The organism is Rhizobium sp. 2MFCol3.1, assembly GCF_000377565.1.
GTDB lineage: Bacteria > Pseudomonadota > Alphaproteobacteria > Rhizobiales > Rhizobiaceae > Rhizobium.
The window spans coordinates 225,236-241,553 of record NZ_KB898357.1; the positions used below are offsets into that span (position 1 = coordinate 225,236).

The following is a 16,318-nucleotide window of genomic DNA, read 5'->3' on the forward strand; positions in this document are numbered from 1 at the left end:
TACCGGATCGGTCGATGGATAAAGATATAGGACGGCACACCTTACTGCGAACTGTCCGAGGCATGAAAAATTCGTAATGTCCGAATTCTTCCGCCTGGAGCGCGTATTTACTTCTTCAGCAGCTCGCTCAAACGCGCCTGCTCGTCGCTCGTCAGCGCCGATCCGGTCGGCTGGCCGGCATAGCGGCGGGCGAAAACGACGAGCGACAGGCCGCCCAGCACCGCGAGCAGGATCGGAGCGCCCCACAAGAGCAGCGTCTTTGTCTCGAAGCGCGGCTTCAGCAGCACGAACTCGCCGTAGCGGGAGACGATGTAGCTCATCACCTGCTGGTCGCTGTCGCCATCGGTAATGCGCTTTCGCACCAGCAGACGCAGATCCTTGGCCAGTTCGGCGTTGGAATCGTCGATCGACTGGTTCTGGCAGACCATGCAGCGCAATTCCGCCGAGATAGCCCGCGCTCGGCTTTCGAGAGCGGGATCTTTCAGCATCTCGTCCGGGTTGACGGCGAAGGCCGGCACGGCGGACGTGATCAGGAGGAGAGCCAGAAGGAGGCGACGCATCATTCGGCCGGCTCCATGACAGGCTGCAGCGCCTTTGCCTTGCGGCGTGGCGCGCCGACGCGCAGGCGCCGGTCGCTGAGCGAGACGAAGCCGCCAAGCGCCATGACGAGGGCGCCGCCCCAGATGCAGAGAATATAGGGCTTCCACCAGATACGCACGACGATACCGCCGTCATCTGTGGGATCACCGAGCGAGACGTAGAGCTGGCTCGCACCGAAGGTCAGGATACCGGCTTCCGTCGTCGGCATCTGGCCGGCGGTGTAGATGCGCTTGGCAGACCAGACGTCAGCCACCTCGACCCCACCTCTGGCGATGGTGAAATGACCGCGATCCTCGGTGTAGTTCGGACCGGTCGCCTTCTTCATGCCGTCGAAGCGCAGCGTGTAGCCGCCGGCATCGGTCACCTCGCCCTGCTTCATCTGCAGTACGTGCTCGGTCTGGAAGGTGGAAACGGCAACGATGCCCAGCACGGAAATGCCGAGGCCCGCATGGGCGAGCGCCGTGCCGAAGGCGGAACGTGGCAAGCCCTTGAGGCGGCGCCAGGCGATGCCAAGAGGCTGCTTGCCGACGCCGGCGCGATACCAGAGATCGGCGATGGCGCCGAGGACCAGGAAGAGACCGGCCGCGAGACCCAAAACCGACATGACCGGGCCGCCATGCTGGAGATAGAAGAATAGGACGGCGGCGACGAAGGCGAGTGCCGCAACCGCATAGAGCCGCTGCAGCGCGCCCAGCAGGTCACCGCGTTTCCAGGCCAGCAGCGGGCCGAAGGGCACGATGACGAGCAGCGGCGCCATCAACAGGCCGAAGGTCATGTTGAAGAAGGGCGGGCCGACCGATATCTTGTCGTTGGTCAGCGTTTCCAGAACCAGCGGGTAGAGCGTACCCGTCAGCACCGTTCCGCAGGCAACCGTGAGGATCAGGTTGTTGACGACGAGCGCGCCTTCCCGCGAGATCGGCGCGAACAGGCCGCCGGCCGTCAGTCGCGGCGCCCGGAAGGCAAAGAGCGACAGCGCACCGCCGATGAAGAGCAGCAGGATGCAGAGGATGAAGACGCCGCGCGATGGGTCGCTGGCGAAGGCATGAACCGAGGTCAGCACGCCCGAGCGCACCAGGAAGGTACCCATCAGCGACAGCGAGAACGTCAGGATGGCGAGCAGCACCGTCCAGATTTTCAGCGCCTCGCGCTTTTCCATGACGAGAGCCGAGTGCAGCAGCGCCGTACCGGCAAGCCAGGGCATGAAGGAGGCGTTTTCGACCGGATCCCAGAACCACCAGCCGCCCCAGCCGAGTTCGTAATAGGCCCAGTAGGAGCCCATGGCGATGCCGAGCGTGAGGAAGGTCCATGCGGCCAGCGCCCAGGGACGGACCCAGCGCGCCCAGGCGGCGTCGATGCGGCCTTCGATCAGGGCGGCGACAGCAAAGGAGAAGCAGACGGAGAAGCCGACATAGCCGAGATAGAGCAGCGGCGGATGGATGGCGAGGCCGATATCCTGCAGGATCGGGTTCAGATCCTTGCCCTCCGCCGGCGCCGGATCGAGGCGCGCGAAGGGGTTGGAGGTAAGCAGGATGAAGAGCAGGAAGGCCACCGAGATCCAGGCCTGCACCGAAAGCACATTGGCCTTCAGCGTCTCGGGAAGATTGCGGCCGAAGATGGCGACCAGCGCGCTGAAAAGAGCCAGGATCAACAGCCAGAGCATCATCGATCCCTCGTGATTGCCCCAGACGCCGGAGTATTTGTAGATCAGCGGCATCAGCGAATGCGAGTTTTCCCAGACGTTCTTCACCGAGAAGTCGGACACGACATGCGCATAGGTCAAGACGCCGAAGGAGAAGGCGACCAGCGCGAAAAGGACGACAGAGCCGATCGGCCCGACATCCATCATCGCCTGATCCACGCGCCGGGCGCCGATCAGCGGCACCAGCGACACGATGATCGCGGTGGCGAGCGCCAGAATGAGAGCGTAGTGGCCGATTTCGATGATCATTTCGCCGCCTGTTCGTCTTTCCAGAGCCCCTGCTGCTTCAGCCTGTCGGCGACATCCTTGGGCATGTATTTCTCGTCATGCTTGGCAAGCACGGTATCGGCGGTGAAGACGTCGCTGCCGCTTTCGAATGTGCCCTCGGTCACCACGCCCTGCCCCTCGCGGAAGAGATCGGGAAGGATGCCGGTGAAGCGGACGTGGACCAGATCGCCCGAGGCATCGGTCACGGCAAAACGCACCGTCGAGCCTGCGCCCCTGACCACGCTGCCCTCGCCGACCAGACCACCGAGGCGGATACGGGTTCCTGGAGGGACCGGATTGCTGGCGAGATCAGCCGGCATGTAGAAATAGGCGACCGAATTGCTGAAGGCGAACATCACCAGCAGAACGGCCGCGACAATGAAGCTCATTCCGCCGCCGATTACCGCAAGGCGTTTCTGCTTGCGCGTCATTGCATCGTTCCTTGTGTCGCCGCTGCGTCCGCGGGAAGACCGAGTTCATGGGCGAGTGCCACAAGCTGCTTGCCCTTCTCGCCATCAGCGGGGAAAGCCGTCAGCCCGCGCTTCAGCGCCGCCGCCGCGCGGTCCTTGTCGTTCAATACCATATAGGAGCGGACCAGCCGCAGCCATCCGTCGAGATTGTCGGGGTTCTCTGTCAGCTTCGCGTCGAGACTGTCGACCATGCCGCGGATCATCTGCTGACGATCGCCGCTGTTCATCTGATCGGCCGCCGCGACATCAGCCTGCGTCGGCCCGCCGAGCGGTGCGGCTGCCGTTGGCGCGTTGCCCGCAGCCGGCGTGCCGCCGTTCTTTGCGATATGCTCGCTCACCAGCGGCATCCATGGCGCATCGGGCGGAGACTGCTTGGCAATGGCCTCGAAGCCGGCGCGGGCCTCGTCGGCCTTGCCTGCCTGTTCGAGACCAAGCGCGATGTAGAAGCGGGCGCGCGGGTTTTCCGGCTCCAGCTTCAGCGATCGGGTCAGCACGTCGCGTGCATCGTCGGTGATCACGCCGCTCGAGGCGGCAATCAGCGTTTCGGCCAGCCCATCGAGCCGGGCCGCCGTTTCGCCGAGCAGCCGGATGGCGTTGCGGTAGGCGGTTTCGGCATCGGCGATGCGCATGGTGTTGAAGTAAATCGGCGCCAGGATATCCCAGCCCTTGCCGTCATCCGGGTTCTCGGCGAGATGCCGCTCGGCCTTGGCGACAAGGATCGCCATGTCGTTGCCGGGATTCTCCAGGCGCGCCTCGAGAGGCTGCGAGGGCAGATCGGGTCTGCCCATTATGATGTAAAGACAGAGCCCCGTGAGCGGCAGCAGCATGAGGACGAAGACTTCGGCGGCGCGACGGTATCCGCGTCCAGCCTTGGGAGCGGCCGACGCCTCGGCGCTCGATACGGCAAGCAGACGTCGGCCGATTTCGGCGCGGGCATACTCGGCTTCCTCGGCGGAGATCAAACCACCGGCACGGTCGCGGTCGAGTTCTGCAAGCTGGTCGCGGTAGACGGCGGTTTCGCCGGCACGGCTATCGCCGGTCGCCTTCGAGCCCCGCAAAAGCGGATAAAGCAGAAGAGCGGCAACGGATGCCGTCATCACGGCCAGGAGAATCCAGAAAGTCATGACCGCCAATTACTCGAAGCGCGCGATCATTCCAATATGCAAAGCCACGATGACGATGATTTGAAGTAATTTGCCGCACGTTACCAAATGGAGGCAACGTCAGGACTTTGGCTCAGCCGAGAGGCGACCAGCTGCCGTCACCATTGCGGCAGGCCGATCCGCGCGCCAGCGTGTCCTTGCCGTCGACGGTGAGCGTGTGGGTGTACTGGCGGCAATTCTGCGAGCCGACCTGATAGGGAGCCGCGGCCACGACCTTGCCGCTCACATTGCGGCCGCTCCAGACGACCGGCTGGCCGACAGCGGCCCCTTCCAGCGCGCGGTACTCGGCTTCGAGAGCCCGCTGCCGGTCGCTGTCGCTCAAGGTCACGCCGGTGCGGCCGACGATGCCGCCCTGCAGGGCTTCGATGATGGTGGCGGAGGCCGATGGCTTGCGGCCGCCGAAAAGGCCGGATGAGGCGCCGCTCTTCGTCGTCTGGCAGCCGGTCAGAGCCATGCATGCCACAAGAGAAAGACCAATTATGCCTTTTGAGCTAGGTATCATTCAGTCGAACCCGAACCAGGTGTCAAACGCGCCACAGGTGCAAGCCGCACCCCGCCTTAGGCCGAGGTAAAGCATGCTATGCAAATGTCTTTCTGGCATCAAGCCGCCGATCACGCAACATCCTTTGTGACACCGGGAAGAATAAGGCGCGCCTTCAGCCCGCCCCACTCGCCGCGCGACAGTTCCAGCCGGCCCTGATACTCGTTGGCGATCTCGGTCACGATCGAAAGACCAAGGCCGGTGCCGGGCTTGCTCTCGTCGAGACGGCGGCCGCGCTTCAGCGCCTCGCGGATCTGATCGGGCTCAAGACCGGGGCCATCATCCTCGACAATCACCTCGACCCAATGGCGGCGGGCGCTGCCCTCCCCGCCCTTGACGTCATCGGGGGCTTCGGCGACCGAAAGCCTGACCTTGTGGACGGCGAAGCGCGAGGCGTTTTCAAGCAGGTTGCCGACCACTTCCTCCAGGTCCTGCTGCTCCAGCGCCACGGCCAGATGCGGCGGGTTGACGAGGAGGTCGAACTCCTTGTCGACGTTCAGGCGGCGCATGACGCGCACCAGCCGTTCCAGCGCCGGCTCGGCGTCGGTACGGGCGAGCACGGATTCGCGCTGGGCGGCAATGCGGGCGCGGTTGAGATAGGATTGCACCTGCCCCTGCATCGATTCCGCCTGGCTCTTGACCAGCTCACCATGCGAGCGCTCCAAGACGCGGGCCTCGTTGAGCAGCACGGCGATCGGCGTCTTCAGCGAATGGGCGAGATTGCCGACCTGCATGCGGGCGCGCTCGACGATGCGGCGGTTGCTGTCGATCAGCGCGTTGACCTCGTTGGCAAGCGGCAGGATCTCGCGCGGGAACTCGCCCTTCAGCTGCTCGCTCTCGCCGGCGCGGATACGCTCCAGTGCGGCGCGCGCCTTGTCGAGCGGCTTCAGGCCATAGAGAATAGCGAGCGCGTTGACGATCAAGCTGCCGACACCGAAGCCGGCGAGCGCGAGATAGAGGCTGTGGGAGAAGTTGCGGACGTCGTCCTCGACGACATCGACATTGCCGGTGACGCGAAAGCGCGCGGCGCGGCCATCGGTGTCGAGCACCACTTCGGTTTCGGCGACCTGGATACGGTTCTGCGAGGTGTCGGTGACCTGATAATAGCGCTCGTAGTTCTTGTCGAACGGCGCTTCCAGCACGGAGGGAACGGGGATGGTCGTGGCGCCGAGCGAGGGCGAGACCAGCGGCGGGGCCGTGTAGGTCCCAAGCGGCTCGACCATCCAGTACCAGCCGGTCTTCGGCTGGGCGAAGCGCAGGTCGCCGAGCTGCGGGCTGCCCGACAGCGCGCCCTGATCGCCGATCGCCACCGAGTTGATGACGTTATAGAGCTGCGCGCGCAGGAGATCCTGAAAGCCGCGCTCGGCGCTCTTGCGATAGAGCGTCGAGATCAACAGGCCGATTACGACAAGCGCCACGGTCGACCAGATCGTGGTCAGAAGCAGGACGCGTGCGGTAAGAGACTTAATTCGCATTGGTCGGCGCTTGGATGCGGTAGCCGAGACCGCGCACCGTTTCGATCAGATCGACGCCCATCTTCTTGCGCAGGCGACCGACGAAGACTTCGATCGTGTTGCTGTCGCGGTCGAAATCCTGGTCGTACATGTGCTCGACCAGCTCGGTGCGCGACACCACCTCGCCCATGTGATGCATGAGGTAGGCCAAGAGACGGTATTCGTGCGAGGTCAGCTTCAGCGCCACGCCGTTGACCACGGCCTTCGAGGTCTTGGTGTCGAGGCGAACGGGGCCGCAGACGATCTCCGACGAAGAATGACCGGCGGCGCGGCGGATGAGCGCGCGGATGCGGGCGAGCACTTCTTCGACGTGGAAGGGCTTGGTCACGTAATCGTCGGCGCCCGCATCGATGCCGGCGACCTTGTCGCTCCAGCGATCGCGGGCGGTCAGGATCAGCACCGGCATGCCGCGACCGGCGCCGCGCCACTTTTCCAGAACGCTGACGCCGTCGAGTTCGGGCAGGCCTATATCGAGGATGATCGCGTCATAGGGTTCGGTGTCGCCGAGGAAGTGTCCCTCCTCGCCGTCGAACGCCTGATCGACGACGTAGCCGGCCTCTTTCAGGGTTTCGCTCAGCTGACGATTCAGATTGACGTCGTCTTCGACTACCAGGATGCGCATCGGTCCGCTCTACTCCGCTTTATGTCTTCGATGTCTAAATAGGGCGATTCTGCCTACATCGGAACCTTGACGGTTACTTTACGCGGTCGCTGGCCGTTGCCCTGGACGAGCACAGTGATGATGCAGCTGTCGCCGGAGGGCTGAACGGAGAGCAGCTGCCCCCCGGTCTTCTCGACAACCTGCTGGGCGGCTTCACTGCAATCGCCTGCTACGCGCACCAAAAGGTTGTGCGTATTATCCGGTGAGGGCGACGGTACCGCCAGCCAAACGGCCAACGCTGCGACGCTCAGAGGAGAGGCCATGTGCTATGCTTTCGATGGATACCAACTTGACCTGACTATGTACTCAGGAGACCTGAATGGCAAATGAATGCAAGGTAATGTCGGGTGCTTGGGGGTGTCTAGGAGCATGCCGCAAGGCACCCGACGCCGCTGCTGTGGCCGGAAAGGCACGGTTGGCGGCGGCATTCGCGCCGCCGTGCCGCTATCGCCCCTGGACTCAAGGCTTGATCGCCGACTTCGCCGTCACCCGGCCATAGACCGCGAGCAACCCGCCCAGCGCTCCGGCGATATTGACGATCGCATCGACGATCTGAGAGCGGTCGCCGGATGCGATGTCCACACCCGTAAAGTGCAAAGCCGAAGCGAGGATCGCAACGACCGCGCCCCAGATGGTCTTCGAGCTGTACCAGTTTTTCAAATCAGGCATCGTCCTTCTCCTTCGGTTGAAATGTCACATCTGAAAGATCGCCCGCGCGGGCAATCCCAGCGGCACGCGCTCGCCGAGCTGGCGGATCGTCACCGCAAGGCTCGCCTGCCGCCCGCCGAAATCGAGCACCTCTTCGGCGAGCGGATAGGTCCATTCCGGCGTCGCGACCTCGACCGCCCGGACCACGACGTCGGCGCCATCAAGCACCTCGACCCGGTAGCGTTCGAAAGGCTCGTCGAGCGGAATATCGGCGCCGGTCCAGCTGTCGGCATTGTCGCGTCCGCGCCTTGTCCAGGAGATCACGGCATCGCCGGCATCCGTGCGCCGGCAGCGCAGGTGAACCGGGGCGAGCGGCGTTTCGGCGCGCAGACCGCCCGCGAACACGAACGGCCCCGCCATCGCAAGCGAACCGGCCGCCTCGGCGATCCAGTTGAGCGACAGGCCGGCCTCGTCGCTACGCAGGCCGAGCGGCTTGACCGCCTCGTCGAGCAGCACAAAGGCAGCGCCCTCGATAATGCCCGAGACCATCGCGTCCTCGGTGCCCGCAAGCCCGCGCAGCAAGCCGCCGAGCCGCCATCGCCCGGCCGCGATTTCCTCGGCCTGCAGGAAAGATAGGATCTCCCAGACGCCACCCACCGAGCGCACAGCCAGCCGATTGGCGCCGTTCAGCACCGCTATCTCGGCCGCCGAGGACAGTTCGCCGTAAGCGAGATCGACGATCAGCGCCTGGGACCAATCGAAGCGGCCGGTAACACCCGATGCAAGTGCCGACACAAGCGTTCCCATCGTTGCCGGACGGTCGAGCACCGCCCTGCCCCGATAGCCCTCCGTCGTCGCCGATGACGACAGACCGACGGTGCGCCAGGGCTTGGCGAAGACGGCACCGCGCGCGAAGCTCGTCGCCGCCTCGCCGTCGAAGCGTGGCAAATCCATGAGATGGACCAGCGGCCTGAACAGGTTCGACGCGGTGCCGCCGCCATTGCGGCCGTCGGTCACCGCAGGCGGAGCGCCGCCCGAGGACGGTGCGAAGGCTCGCGCCTCGATGCGGCGTGCATCGCCATCCTCGATGCGCGAGACCAGGAAGCGGCCATCGGGACCATCATTGAGCGAGACGACATCACCCGGCTGCACATCCAGCCGCCCCGGCGCCAGCGAGAAACGCAGCGAGCGGCGGGCGATGCGATTGTCGCGCAACAGCGCCTCGGCCGCATCAAGCGCCGTCTCCTCGGCAAGCACTGCGGGAAGATCCTGCTTGATCAGCCGGCTCGTCGCCTGCCCAGCGCGGTGCGAGCGGGCGCTTGCCTGCTCGTAGTCGAGATCGGGATTGTAGAAGGTCATCACCGCCTCGGCGGCGAAATCGCTGTCGTGGCCGCGTGTCTCCTGCCAAAGCGGTTCGTTCTCGCTGTCAACGAACGTCTCGATCCGCATCGCCGGCAGGCTGGCGCGTGTGCGCGAGCGGAACCGCAGGAGGCCGGCATCCTCGAAGGCATCGATCTGGAACGCCTGCAGCAGCGGCTCGATCAGGTCGCGGGCCGAACCGAGCTCGCCCTTGACGTAACCGATCAGGTCGCCGCTCACTTCGGTGACGTCGAAATCCGAAAAGCCATGGTCGCGCAGCACCGCCGCCACGATATCGGCCAGGGTGCCGGCGCCGAGCCTTCCGTTCAGCCAGTGGCCGGTGCGCCAATTGCCGCCATCGGACCAGACATCCGTTGCCAGCGGAAAAGCCGGAAACGGCCGCGCGTCCCAGCACCAGACGAAGAGATGCGAGGGATCGACCATGCCTTGGGGCGCGTCACCGCCTTCCCACCACAGATGGTGGGCCTCGAGAAAGCGGCGCTGCATGCTGTCCGAGCGCATGCCGGTGGAGAAATACGGCGCCCCGCTCTCCACCGACTTCGGGTCGGCGAAGACATTGGGCTGGTTGGCGCCCTTGTCGACGGCGCCGCAGCCAAGCTCGGTGAACCAGATTGGCTTGCCCGACGGCACCCATGCCGTGGGCGCCGCGCGCTCGGCGCCGCCAATGCGCTCGTAATGCGGATTGGCCCACCAGGCGGCGATATCCTTGTAGCGGAAGACCCAGGGCTTGCCGGCGAGACCATCGGTGATCGGGCTGCGCTGCCGGGCTTTGCGGGCATCGCCATCCGCGTAGTACCAGTCGAAGCCCTCGCCCGCGCTGATCGCCGCCGTCAGCGCATTTCGATCATCGGCAAGGCGGAAGCCATCGGGATTGGCGCTGGCCAGATCGTCGTCGCGCCAGTCGGCGAGCGGCATGTAGTTGTCGATCCCGACGGCATCGATATCGGGCGAGGCCCAGAGCGGGTCGAGATGGAAATAGACGTCGCCGCTGCCATCAGCCGGGTGATAGCCGAAATACTCGCTCCAATCGGCGCCATAGGTGATCTTGGCAGCCGGCAGCAGGGCTTTGACATCGCCCGCCAGCCGCACCAGCGCCTCGACGAAAGGAAAGGCATCGCCGCCATCGCGCAGGTGCGTCAGTCCGCGCAGTTCGGAGCCGATCAGGAAGCCATCGACCCCGCCTGCAAAACGCGCCAGTTGCGCATGATGCAGGATGAAGCGCCGGTAGCTCTCCTCCCCGCCGAGATAGGCCACATGGCCGCCCGCGATCGTGAAATCGCCCGCCTGCGCATTGCCGGCAAAGGTCTGAACCTGCCCGCGCGCGGCCGCCGTCCGGTCAGCACTGCCTGGCCGACCCGGCGCCGGATCGCAGGTAATGCGGCCGCGCCAGGGATAGGACGCCTGCCGCGCGCCGCCATAGGGATCGGCAAGCGCGTTGTCGGCGGGAATGTCCATCATCACAAAGGGATAGAGATAGACCTTAAGGCCTCGGCTCCTGAGATCGGCGATCGCCGACAGCACGCTGGCATCATCGGGCGTGCCGCCATAGGCCGGGCCGCCATTGTTGCGGCTGACGAGGTGGGCAGCGCCGCGCGTGATGCCGGAGACAGACCACGGCGTACTTTCCTCCGCGCGGCTCGCCACCTCGACACCGGGCACCACGCGGCATTGGCCGGCGCGCAGATCGGTGCCGAACCACGAGACCACAAGCGCCACGCGCTCGAGATTGGGGCAGAGCGCCATGAGCTCGTCGATCGAGATATCCCAATCGCTCGTGCCGCGCAGGCTGTTACGGTTGAGAATGCGGGCGCTGCCGGCGCCGATGCTCTCCGAGACCTGCGCGAGCTGATAGCCATGCTCGGTGGCGCCGGGGATGATGCAGACGGCCTTGATCTCACTCTCGAGCTCACCGACCGATCTGACGACCTCGAACTGCAGCAGCGGAATGCGGTTTCCATAGGCATCGAGCGGCAGCCGCTCGAAGACGGCGTAAGCAAGGCCACGATAGGCAGGCGCGTTGCCCGCCCCCTGCTTGGCCTCGATCAGCGGATCGGGCAGCTGCGCGTCGTCGCCGCGATAGACGCGCATCTCGATCCTGGTGAGATCCAGTTCCTTGCCATCGGCCCAGACGCGCCTGACATGCCCGATCGGCCCTTCCGCCAGCCCGACCGCGAGATTGGCGAAGTAGCGGAAGCTCTCGACGCGGGTGCCGCCGGTGGCCTTGCCGCCCTGCCGCTCGCTGGTCACCTCCTCCTCGAAGCGCGTCGCCCAGATCAGCGTGCCGCCGACACGCACGCTGCCATAGACGCGGTTGATCGCCGTGCCCTCGTCGGCGCCGGGAATGCGGGCGCTCGACAGATGCGCGCCGCGCACGGTGGAACGGCCGTTGATCAGCGCATGGTCGACGACGCTTCCGGCAAGCGCGCCCGCGGCGCGGCCGATGATCGCGCCGACAGGTCCGAAGACGCCGCCGAGTGCCGCGCCGGCGGCCTGGAAGAGGAGTGTTGCCATCTATCTCTCCGGAAAACGAAAGACGCCCGAAATGCGCCGGCGCCAACTCGGCACCAGCGGCGATGTGACAACCGCCGCCTGCTCGTAGGCATGGATGAACTGCCGCTCGCCCGACAGGATACCGGCATGCTTGGCGGCGAGTTGCGGGCGCCAGCGAAACAGGAGCACGTCGCCCGGCCGGGCCTCGACAAGCGGCAGCGGCGGGCCGAAATGCCGGAATGCCGCCTCCATCAGTCGATCCCCGCCGCCGCGCTCGGCCCAATCCGGCGCATAGGGTGGCGGGCGCTCCGGTTCCTGTCCGTAAAGCTCGCGCCAGATGCCCCGGATCAGCCCGAGACAATCGCAGCCGACGCCCTTCAGCGAGGCCTGATGCCTGTAGGGCGTGCCGATCCAGCCTTCGGCCAGCCGCAGCACTTGCGTTGAAATGTCTGTCATTTGAACAGCGCGCTCCCGTCATGATGGGTCTCGCCATCGGCGTAGGTGTAGGCGAAATCGGTGCCGGGGATGTGCGGGAAACCGCGGAAATTCAGGCGGTTGGCGAATTTCGTTCGACAGGTGGAGAAAGCCTTGTCGCAGCCCGCAGTCAGCACTACGCGGTCGCCCACACTTGGGGTGGCCTCAAGCGGCAGCCAGAGCGCCACCTCCAGCAGACCGTCCTTCACCGCATGCGTCTCGATCTCCAGCCGCTGGCCCTGATTGTCGCCATCGAGAAAGCTCAGCACGCCGAAACGGAAGAAGCCGTCTGCCACGGCGCGGACACCCGAAAGCAAAATCCGGCTGGCATCCGGCACCGAGGCCACCACGCCCTCGGCGCGCATCGCGGGCGCCGAGAGATCGACGCCGCATCTTTGATCGCCAAGCGTCGCGTCGCAGCGCCGGCCATAGACGCGGCCCTGCGGCTCGCCGAGGCGGCTGGCGAAGCTGCGGAGTTCCGCCTGAAACTGGCCGGCATCGCGCGTGACGTCGCCGATCTCCTGCACCTTCAGAAGCATATTCTGCTCGGGGTCCGCCCAGTTGACGAGATGCACCTCGACGCGGGCGCCGTCATAGCGGCCGCGCGTCAGATCCTCCTCGGTGATCGCCGCGCTGGAAAAGCCGCCGGCAACATCGCTGGTGGCGGCCGGCAAGCCCGCCTCCTCTTCCGCCGCACTGGCGGAAAAGCCGCTCGCCGCCAGGAAGGTGGTGCCCGCGAATGTCAGATCGTGATCGTGTTCGGTAAAGCCGAGCACGACGCCATCGCGGCGCGTCACCCGCCAGGCGTGGCAGAGCGTCGTGGCGTCGCTTGCAAGATGCGCGGCGAGCGCGTCCGGAATATGCCTCATGGCATGATCTCCATCAGCGGAATGGTGGGAATGCGCCCTGCATTGAAGGCCGAGAGGTTGACGTCGATGCGCCCGGTCGCAAAGCGCACCGGCACGTCGAACAGGAACCCCGCCGTCACCGACGCCCCCTCCGGCGGAACGGCATCGGCCGCGAAGGTGACGATGCCGGTCGTGGGGTCACACACGAACGCGGACGACGGCTGCGGCACGCCATCCACCGCGACGACGACCGAGCCTTCGACCGGCTTGGCGATCCGACGCGTGCTGCTGGCCCCGGCATCGCCATAGGTCTTGGTGAGCGGGAACGCGACGGTCACGCCATCGCCAGTCCCGATCGGCTGATCGCCCGGTCCGATCTCTGCACCCGGGCGTGTGGATGTCCAGTCGATGGGATCGCGGAAGCGGAAGCCATAAAGCTCGCCGCCACGGGCCTCGAAGAACTCCAGCACCTCGTAGAGATCCGCCACCGAGCGCAGGCCGGAGCCCGCATCATAGCTGCGGCGCGCATCGCGCCAGCGGCTGTTGCGGCTTTCGCGGCCGTTGGAGAGATTGACGATATCAGTGCGCCGGACCGGCCCGCCGCTCGTCGACAGCGACAGGCGCAGCGGAAAGCGCACCTCGTGGAAACCTGACATCATCACCTCACAGGTTGCGCTGGCCGCGCATCGCGGTGCGCGCCAGCATCGAGGAAATCTGCGCCTCGCTCTTTCGGAAGCTCTCGGCATCCGTCGCGGTGACGTTGAAGACGATCTGCGGTGCGGCCGCACTCCCCGATGCGGCGACGCCGAGCGAACCATCGGCACCGCGCCGCAAGGGCAGGATCGCCTCGCTGCCCGCCTCGCCCATCAGCCCCATGTCGCCGCCAAGCGGAAAATAGGTGGGCTGCGAGACGACACCGCCATCGGCGAAAGGCAGCAGCTTACCGGCGCCGCCGAGGAGGCTGGAGGCGGCGCCCGAGAGCATCGTCTCCAGCGGCTTCAATCCAGCCTGCAGCGCGATATCCGTCATGCGGTTCGCCAGCCCGCGCAGCACATCATCCAGCCCCTTGCCGCCCGAGACCGCGCTGCGCAACGCCCCTGATAGTGCCGAGCCGAAGGAGCGCGAGCTGCCCTCCAGATCGTCGAGTGCGCGCCGCAGCGTCGCGGCCTCGTCGGTCATGGCCGACAGGTCGGTCTGGTCATCGGTCATGGTCGTTCCTCGTTTCGGATGTTGCCCGGCTGTCCGGAAAGCGGGCCATCAGCCCGTCGAGATCGGCGCGCGAGACGGTGGCGCGCGGTGGCGAAAGCCCGCCGGCGGCTGCGTGAAACTCGACCGGCGTCATCGCCCAGAAGGATTGCGGGGGAAGCCGCAGCAGGCAGAGACCGACATGGAGAACCCGCGCCCAGGGGAAAGGCGCAGGCCCCGCACTGTCCGTCGTCTTCACGCCCGCTGCGGCTAGAGGGGGCGCGCGGAGGCGTCAGCGCCATCCCCCGAAAACGTCGCCGTCAGCAAATCGCCGACGATCGCGGCATAGCCGCCGATGCCGCCCTCGATATCGGCCTCCGCCACATCCTCGTCGGAATAGAGATTGCCGCCGCCGCGCAGGCCGGCGCCGATGATGCGGATCATATCCGCCGCCTTCAGCCGACCCCCGGCAAAACGCTCGGCCAGCCCATTCAGGCTATCGACCGAAAACGCCGTCTCGAGCTCGGCAAGCGCGCCCAGCGTCAGACACAACACCCGCCGCTCGCCATCGATCTCAGCCTCGATCTCGCCACGCCGGCGATTGGCTCTTCGCCCGCCCGCCATCACAGCGCCTCGAATGTGATCGCGCCGGCCGATTCCAGCGCCAGCTCGAACATCACCTCGCCATTGTACTGGCCGGAATATTCGAGCGCGCTCGCCTGGAACGGCCCGGTGATGCTGCCGAAATCCGGCACGACGATCTGCCAGCTCAGGATCGAGCCGTTGAAGAAGGTATTGCGCACCAGCTGGTCGGAGGCCGCGTCTTTGAAGATGCCGGCGCCAGAGACCGAAGCCCGCTGCACGCCTGCGCCGCCCAAGAGTTCGCGCCAGCGCCCGGCGCTTTCGGCATCGGTCACATCCACCGTCTCGGCATTGAAGGCCAGCCGCTTCGAGCGCAGCCCTGCCACCGTCTCATAATCCGTGCCGTTGAAAACCCTCAACAGCAGATCCTTGCCCTTCTGCGCCACCATGGCCTGATCCCTTCCACGAAAAAAGGCGCCCCGATGGGACGCCCGCGATGTCATCGACTTGTCACTTTGAACCTGATGGCGAAGATGCTACGACCGCTTCGATCCCCTCAATTCGCCGAAATCACACCATGCCCGGGCCTTTCCCCCTGCGTTCGACACAGATGATTGCCGTGCTCACCGTGACGCAGCTCATCGGCTGGGGCACGACCTTCGACATGCTCGGCGTCATGGGCCGGGTGATCGCGCCCGATCTCGGGCTGGCGAATGAAATCGTCTTCGGCGGCCTGACCGTGATGATGGTCGTGCTTGCGCTTCTCGGCCCGACGATTGGCCGGCTTTTGCAGCGCCACGGCGCCGTGCCCGTGCTTGCCGCCTCATCCGTCACCTTCGCCGCCGGCCTTCTCATGCTGGCCGCGACAGAGGGCATCGTGCTCTATACGATCTCCTGGATCGTGATCGGCATCGGCGGAGCTCTCGGCCTGACGACGCCGACCTATACCGCCGTCGTCGAGCGCGAGGGCCTCAACAGCAAACGCGTCATCGCCATCCTGATGCTGTTCACCGGGCTATCCAGCGCGCTGTTCTGGCCGATCCTCAGCATGCTCGATGCCCGGGTCGGCTGGCGGATCACCTTCGTCATTTGCGCGGCGCTACAATTGTGCGTCTGCCTGCCGCTCTATCTCTTCGGCCTGCCGCGCCCGGCCGCCACGCAAAGCGGCTCCGCCGAGATGCATGCAGCACCGGTCGATCTTTCGCCTGATGATCGGCGCAAGGCCTTCCTGCTGCTTGCCGCGGCAACGACGCTATCGAGCTTCGTGACCTTCGGCCTGGCGCCATCGCTGCTGGAGGTCCTGCGCCAATACGGCGCCTCGCCGGTGCTCGCGCTACAGCTCGGCTCGGCGCGTGGGGTGATCGGCATAACGGCGCGGGGCATGGACATGTTGCTCGGCAAGCGCGGCAGCCCGATCGTCAGCGCCATTGCCGGGATCGGCCTGATGGTGGGGAGCTTCGGATTGATCCTCATCGTCCCGCCCTCGACATCGCTGCTCGTCGGCTTCATCGTGATCTACAGCTTCGGCGCCGGGGTCATGGCGGTTGCCCGCGCGCTGCTGCCGCTGGCGCTGTTTTCGCCGCGCGAATACGGCCTGCAGGCCGCCCGCCTGTCGCTACCGCAAAACATCGCCAACGCCGCCGCCCCCATCATCTTCACCGCCATCCTCGACCGCGCCGGCGCCGGCATGGTGATGGCCCTGTGCTGCACGCTCGCAGCACTCGCCTTCGGCCTCGTGCTGAGGCTGGCAACCCTCATCCGCCGGGCCAAGCCGGTTGCTCAGGTCGCCTGAGCGA

The 16,318-nt window shown here is 65.8% G+C and carries 18 protein-coding genes; 1 reads left to right on the forward strand and 17 read right to left on the reverse strand.

Annotated features, from left to right (window positions below; genetic code table 11):
- Nucleotides 1-107: 107 nt before the first annotated feature.
- From D460_RS0112405 to D460_RS0112485, 17 genes are all read right to left on the reverse strand, one after another.
- Nucleotides 108-563: a cytochrome c-type biogenesis protein gene (locus D460_RS0112405; protein WP_018898869.1), complete on the reverse strand. Its 456-nt coding sequence runs from the start codon at nucleotides 561-563 to the stop codon at nucleotides 108-110.
- Nucleotides 560-2,548 (reverse strand): heme lyase CcmF/NrfE family subunit, encoded by a 1,989-nt coding sequence (locus tag D460_RS0112410; RefSeq protein WP_018898870.1) that lies wholly within the window; start codon nucleotides 2,546-2,548, stop codon nucleotides 560-562. Before D460_RS0112410 ends, D460_RS0112405 begins: the two co-directional genes overlap by 4 nt.
- Entirely contained in the window at nucleotides 2,545-2,997 is a 453-nt protein-coding gene (gene ccmE / locus D460_RS0112415) for a cytochrome c maturation protein CcmE (protein ID WP_018898871.1), read from the reverse strand. Before ccmE ends, D460_RS0112410 begins: the two co-directional genes overlap by 4 nt.
- Nucleotides 2,994-4,160, reverse strand: a complete 1,167-nt coding sequence (gene ccmI / locus D460_RS0112420; protein ID WP_018898872.1) for a c-type cytochrome biogenesis protein CcmI — start codon at nucleotides 4,158-4,160, stop codon at nucleotides 2,994-2,996. Before ccmI ends, ccmE begins: the two co-directional genes overlap by 4 nt.
- A gap of 112 nt (nucleotides 4,161-4,272) precedes the next feature.
- Nucleotides 4,273-4,701 (reverse strand): membrane protein, encoded by a 429-nt coding sequence (locus D460_RS0112425; RefSeq protein WP_026283072.1) that lies wholly within the window; start codon nucleotides 4,699-4,701, stop codon nucleotides 4,273-4,275.
- 110 nt (nucleotides 4,702-4,811) lie between these two features.
- Nucleotides 4,812-6,215: a HAMP domain-containing sensor histidine kinase gene (locus D460_RS0112430; RefSeq protein ID WP_018898874.1), complete on the reverse strand. Its 1,404-nt coding sequence runs from the start codon at nucleotides 6,213-6,215 to the stop codon at nucleotides 4,812-4,814.
- The gene (locus D460_RS0112435) at nucleotides 6,205-6,876 is read right to left on the reverse strand and encodes a response regulator transcription factor (RefSeq protein ID WP_018898875.1); all 672 of its coding nucleotides are present in this window, start codon (nucleotides 6,874-6,876) and stop codon (nucleotides 6,205-6,207) included. Before D460_RS0112435 ends, D460_RS0112430 begins: the two co-directional genes overlap by 11 nt.
- A gap of 53 nt (nucleotides 6,877-6,929) precedes the next feature.
- Entirely contained in the window at nucleotides 6,930-7,178 is a 249-nt protein-coding gene (locus D460_RS0112440; RefSeq protein WP_018898876.1) for a hypothetical protein, read from the reverse strand.
- A gap of 196 nt (nucleotides 7,179-7,374) precedes the next feature.
- Nucleotides 7,375-7,584, reverse strand: coding sequence for a hypothetical protein (locus tag D460_RS0112445; RefSeq protein WP_018898877.1), 210 nt, complete (start codon nucleotides 7,582-7,584; stop codon nucleotides 7,375-7,377).
- Between the two features lie 24 nt (nucleotides 7,585-7,608).
- Complete coding sequence (locus D460_RS0112450) at nucleotides 7,609-11,454, reverse strand: glycoside hydrolase/phage tail family protein (protein ID WP_018898878.1); 3,846 nt, start codon at nucleotides 11,452-11,454, stop codon at nucleotides 7,609-7,611.
- The gene (locus D460_RS0112455) at nucleotides 11,455-11,889 is read right to left on the reverse strand and encodes an NlpC/P60 family protein (protein WP_018898879.1); all 435 of its coding nucleotides are present in this window, start codon (nucleotides 11,887-11,889) and stop codon (nucleotides 11,455-11,457) included.
- Entirely contained in the window at nucleotides 11,886-12,776 is an 891-nt protein-coding gene (locus tag D460_RS0112460) for a DUF2163 domain-containing protein (protein WP_018898880.1), read from the reverse strand. Before D460_RS0112460 ends, D460_RS0112455 begins: the two co-directional genes overlap by 4 nt.
- Entirely contained in the window at nucleotides 12,773-13,411 is a 639-nt protein-coding gene (locus D460_RS0112465; protein ID WP_018898881.1) for a DUF2460 domain-containing protein, read from the reverse strand. The genes D460_RS0112460 and D460_RS0112465 overlap by 4 nt, the downstream gene beginning before the upstream one ends.
- A 7-nt stretch (nucleotides 13,412-13,418) precedes the next feature.
- On the reverse strand, nucleotides 13,419-13,934 hold the full coding sequence (locus D460_RS0112470) for a phage tail tape measure protein (RefSeq protein ID WP_196809337.1): 516 nt from the start codon (nucleotides 13,932-13,934) through the stop codon (nucleotides 13,419-13,421).
- A 19-nt stretch (nucleotides 13,935-13,953) separates the two neighbouring features.
- A complete protein-coding gene (locus D460_RS35045) occupies nucleotides 13,954-14,199 on the reverse strand; it encodes a rcc01693 family protein (RefSeq protein ID WP_081619900.1) in 246 nt (81 codons plus the stop codon).
- Between the two features lie 11 nt (nucleotides 14,200-14,210).
- Nucleotides 14,211-14,564 carry a gene transfer agent family protein gene (locus D460_RS0112480; RefSeq protein ID WP_018898884.1) on the reverse strand — a complete coding sequence of 118 codons (354 nt, stop codon included), beginning with the start codon at nucleotides 14,562-14,564 and terminating at the stop codon, nucleotides 14,211-14,213.
- The gene (locus D460_RS0112485) at nucleotides 14,564-14,971 is read right to left on the reverse strand and encodes a phage major tail protein, TP901-1 family (RefSeq protein WP_018898885.1); all 408 of its coding nucleotides are present in this window, start codon (nucleotides 14,969-14,971) and stop codon (nucleotides 14,564-14,566) included. Before D460_RS0112485 ends, D460_RS0112480 begins: the two co-directional genes overlap by 1 nt.
- A 128-nt stretch (nucleotides 14,972-15,099) precedes the next feature.
- Here D460_RS0112485 and D460_RS0112490 point away from each other — a divergent pair, with 128 nt between their 5' ends.
- A complete protein-coding gene (locus D460_RS0112490) occupies nucleotides 15,100-16,314 on the forward strand; it encodes an MFS transporter (RefSeq protein ID WP_018898886.1) in 1,215 nt (404 codons plus the stop codon).
- Nucleotides 16,315-16,318: the final 4 nt, after the last annotated feature.

What these genes read in the sequence shown, in the direction of transcription:
- D460_RS0112405 (WP_018898869.1), bottom strand. Translation starts at nt 563, where the DNA reads ATGATGCGTCGCCTCCTTCTGGCTCTCCTCCTGATCACGTCCGCCGTG.
- D460_RS0112410 (WP_018898870.1), bottom strand. Translation starts at nt 2,548, where the DNA reads ATGATCATCGAAATCGGCCACTACGCTCTCATTCTGGCGCTCGCCACC.
- ccmE (WP_018898871.1), bottom strand. Translation starts at nt 2,997, where the DNA reads ATGACGCGCAAGCAGAAACGCCTTGCGGTAATCGGCGGCGGAATGAGC.
- ccmI (WP_018898872.1), bottom strand. Translation starts at nt 4,160, where the DNA reads ATGACTTTCTGGATTCTCCTGGCCGTGATGACGGCATCCGTTGCCGCT.
- D460_RS0112425 (WP_026283072.1), bottom strand. Translation starts at nt 4,701, where the DNA reads ATGATACCTAGCTCAAAAGGCATAATTGGTCTTTCTCTTGTGGCATGC.
- D460_RS0112430 (WP_018898874.1), bottom strand. Translation starts at nt 6,215, where the DNA reads ATGCGAATTAAGTCTCTTACCGCACGCGTCCTGCTTCTGACCACGATC.
- D460_RS0112435 (WP_018898875.1), bottom strand. Translation starts at nt 6,876, where the DNA reads ATGCGCATCCTGGTAGTCGAAGACGACGTCAATCTGAATCGTCAGCTG.
- D460_RS0112440 (WP_018898876.1), bottom strand. Translation starts at nt 7,178, where the DNA reads ATGGCCTCTCCTCTGAGCGTCGCAGCGTTGGCCGTTTGGCTGGCGGTA.
- D460_RS0112445 (WP_018898877.1), bottom strand. Translation starts at nt 7,584, where the DNA reads ATGCCTGATTTGAAAAACTGGTACAGCTCGAAGACCATCTGGGGCGCG.
- D460_RS0112450 (WP_018898878.1), bottom strand. Translation starts at nt 11,454, where the DNA reads ATGGCAACACTCCTCTTCCAGGCCGCCGGCGCGGCACTCGGCGGCGTC.
- D460_RS0112455 (WP_018898879.1), bottom strand. Translation starts at nt 11,889, where the DNA reads ATGACAGACATTTCAACGCAAGTGCTGCGGCTGGCCGAAGGCTGGATC.
- D460_RS0112460 (WP_018898880.1), bottom strand. Translation starts at nt 12,776, where the DNA reads ATGAGGCATATTCCGGACGCGCTCGCCGCGCATCTTGCAAGCGACGCC.
- D460_RS0112465 (WP_018898881.1), bottom strand. Translation starts at nt 13,411, where the DNA reads ATGTCAGGTTTCCACGAGGTGCGCTTTCCGCTGCGCCTGTCGCTGTCG.
- D460_RS0112470 (WP_196809337.1), bottom strand. Translation starts at nt 13,934, where the DNA reads ATGACCGACGAGGCCGCGACGCTGCGGCGCGCACTCGACGATCTGGAG.
- D460_RS0112480 (WP_018898884.1), bottom strand. Translation starts at nt 14,564, where the DNA reads ATGGCGGGCGGGCGAAGAGCCAATCGCCGGCGTGGCGAGATCGAGGCT.
- D460_RS0112485 (WP_018898885.1), bottom strand. Translation starts at nt 14,971, where the DNA reads ATGGTGGCGCAGAAGGGCAAGGATCTGCTGTTGAGGGTTTTCAACGGC.
- D460_RS0112490 (WP_018898886.1), top strand. Translation starts at nt 15,100, where the DNA reads ATGCCCGGGCCTTTCCCCCTGCGTTCGACACAGATGATTGCCGTGCTC.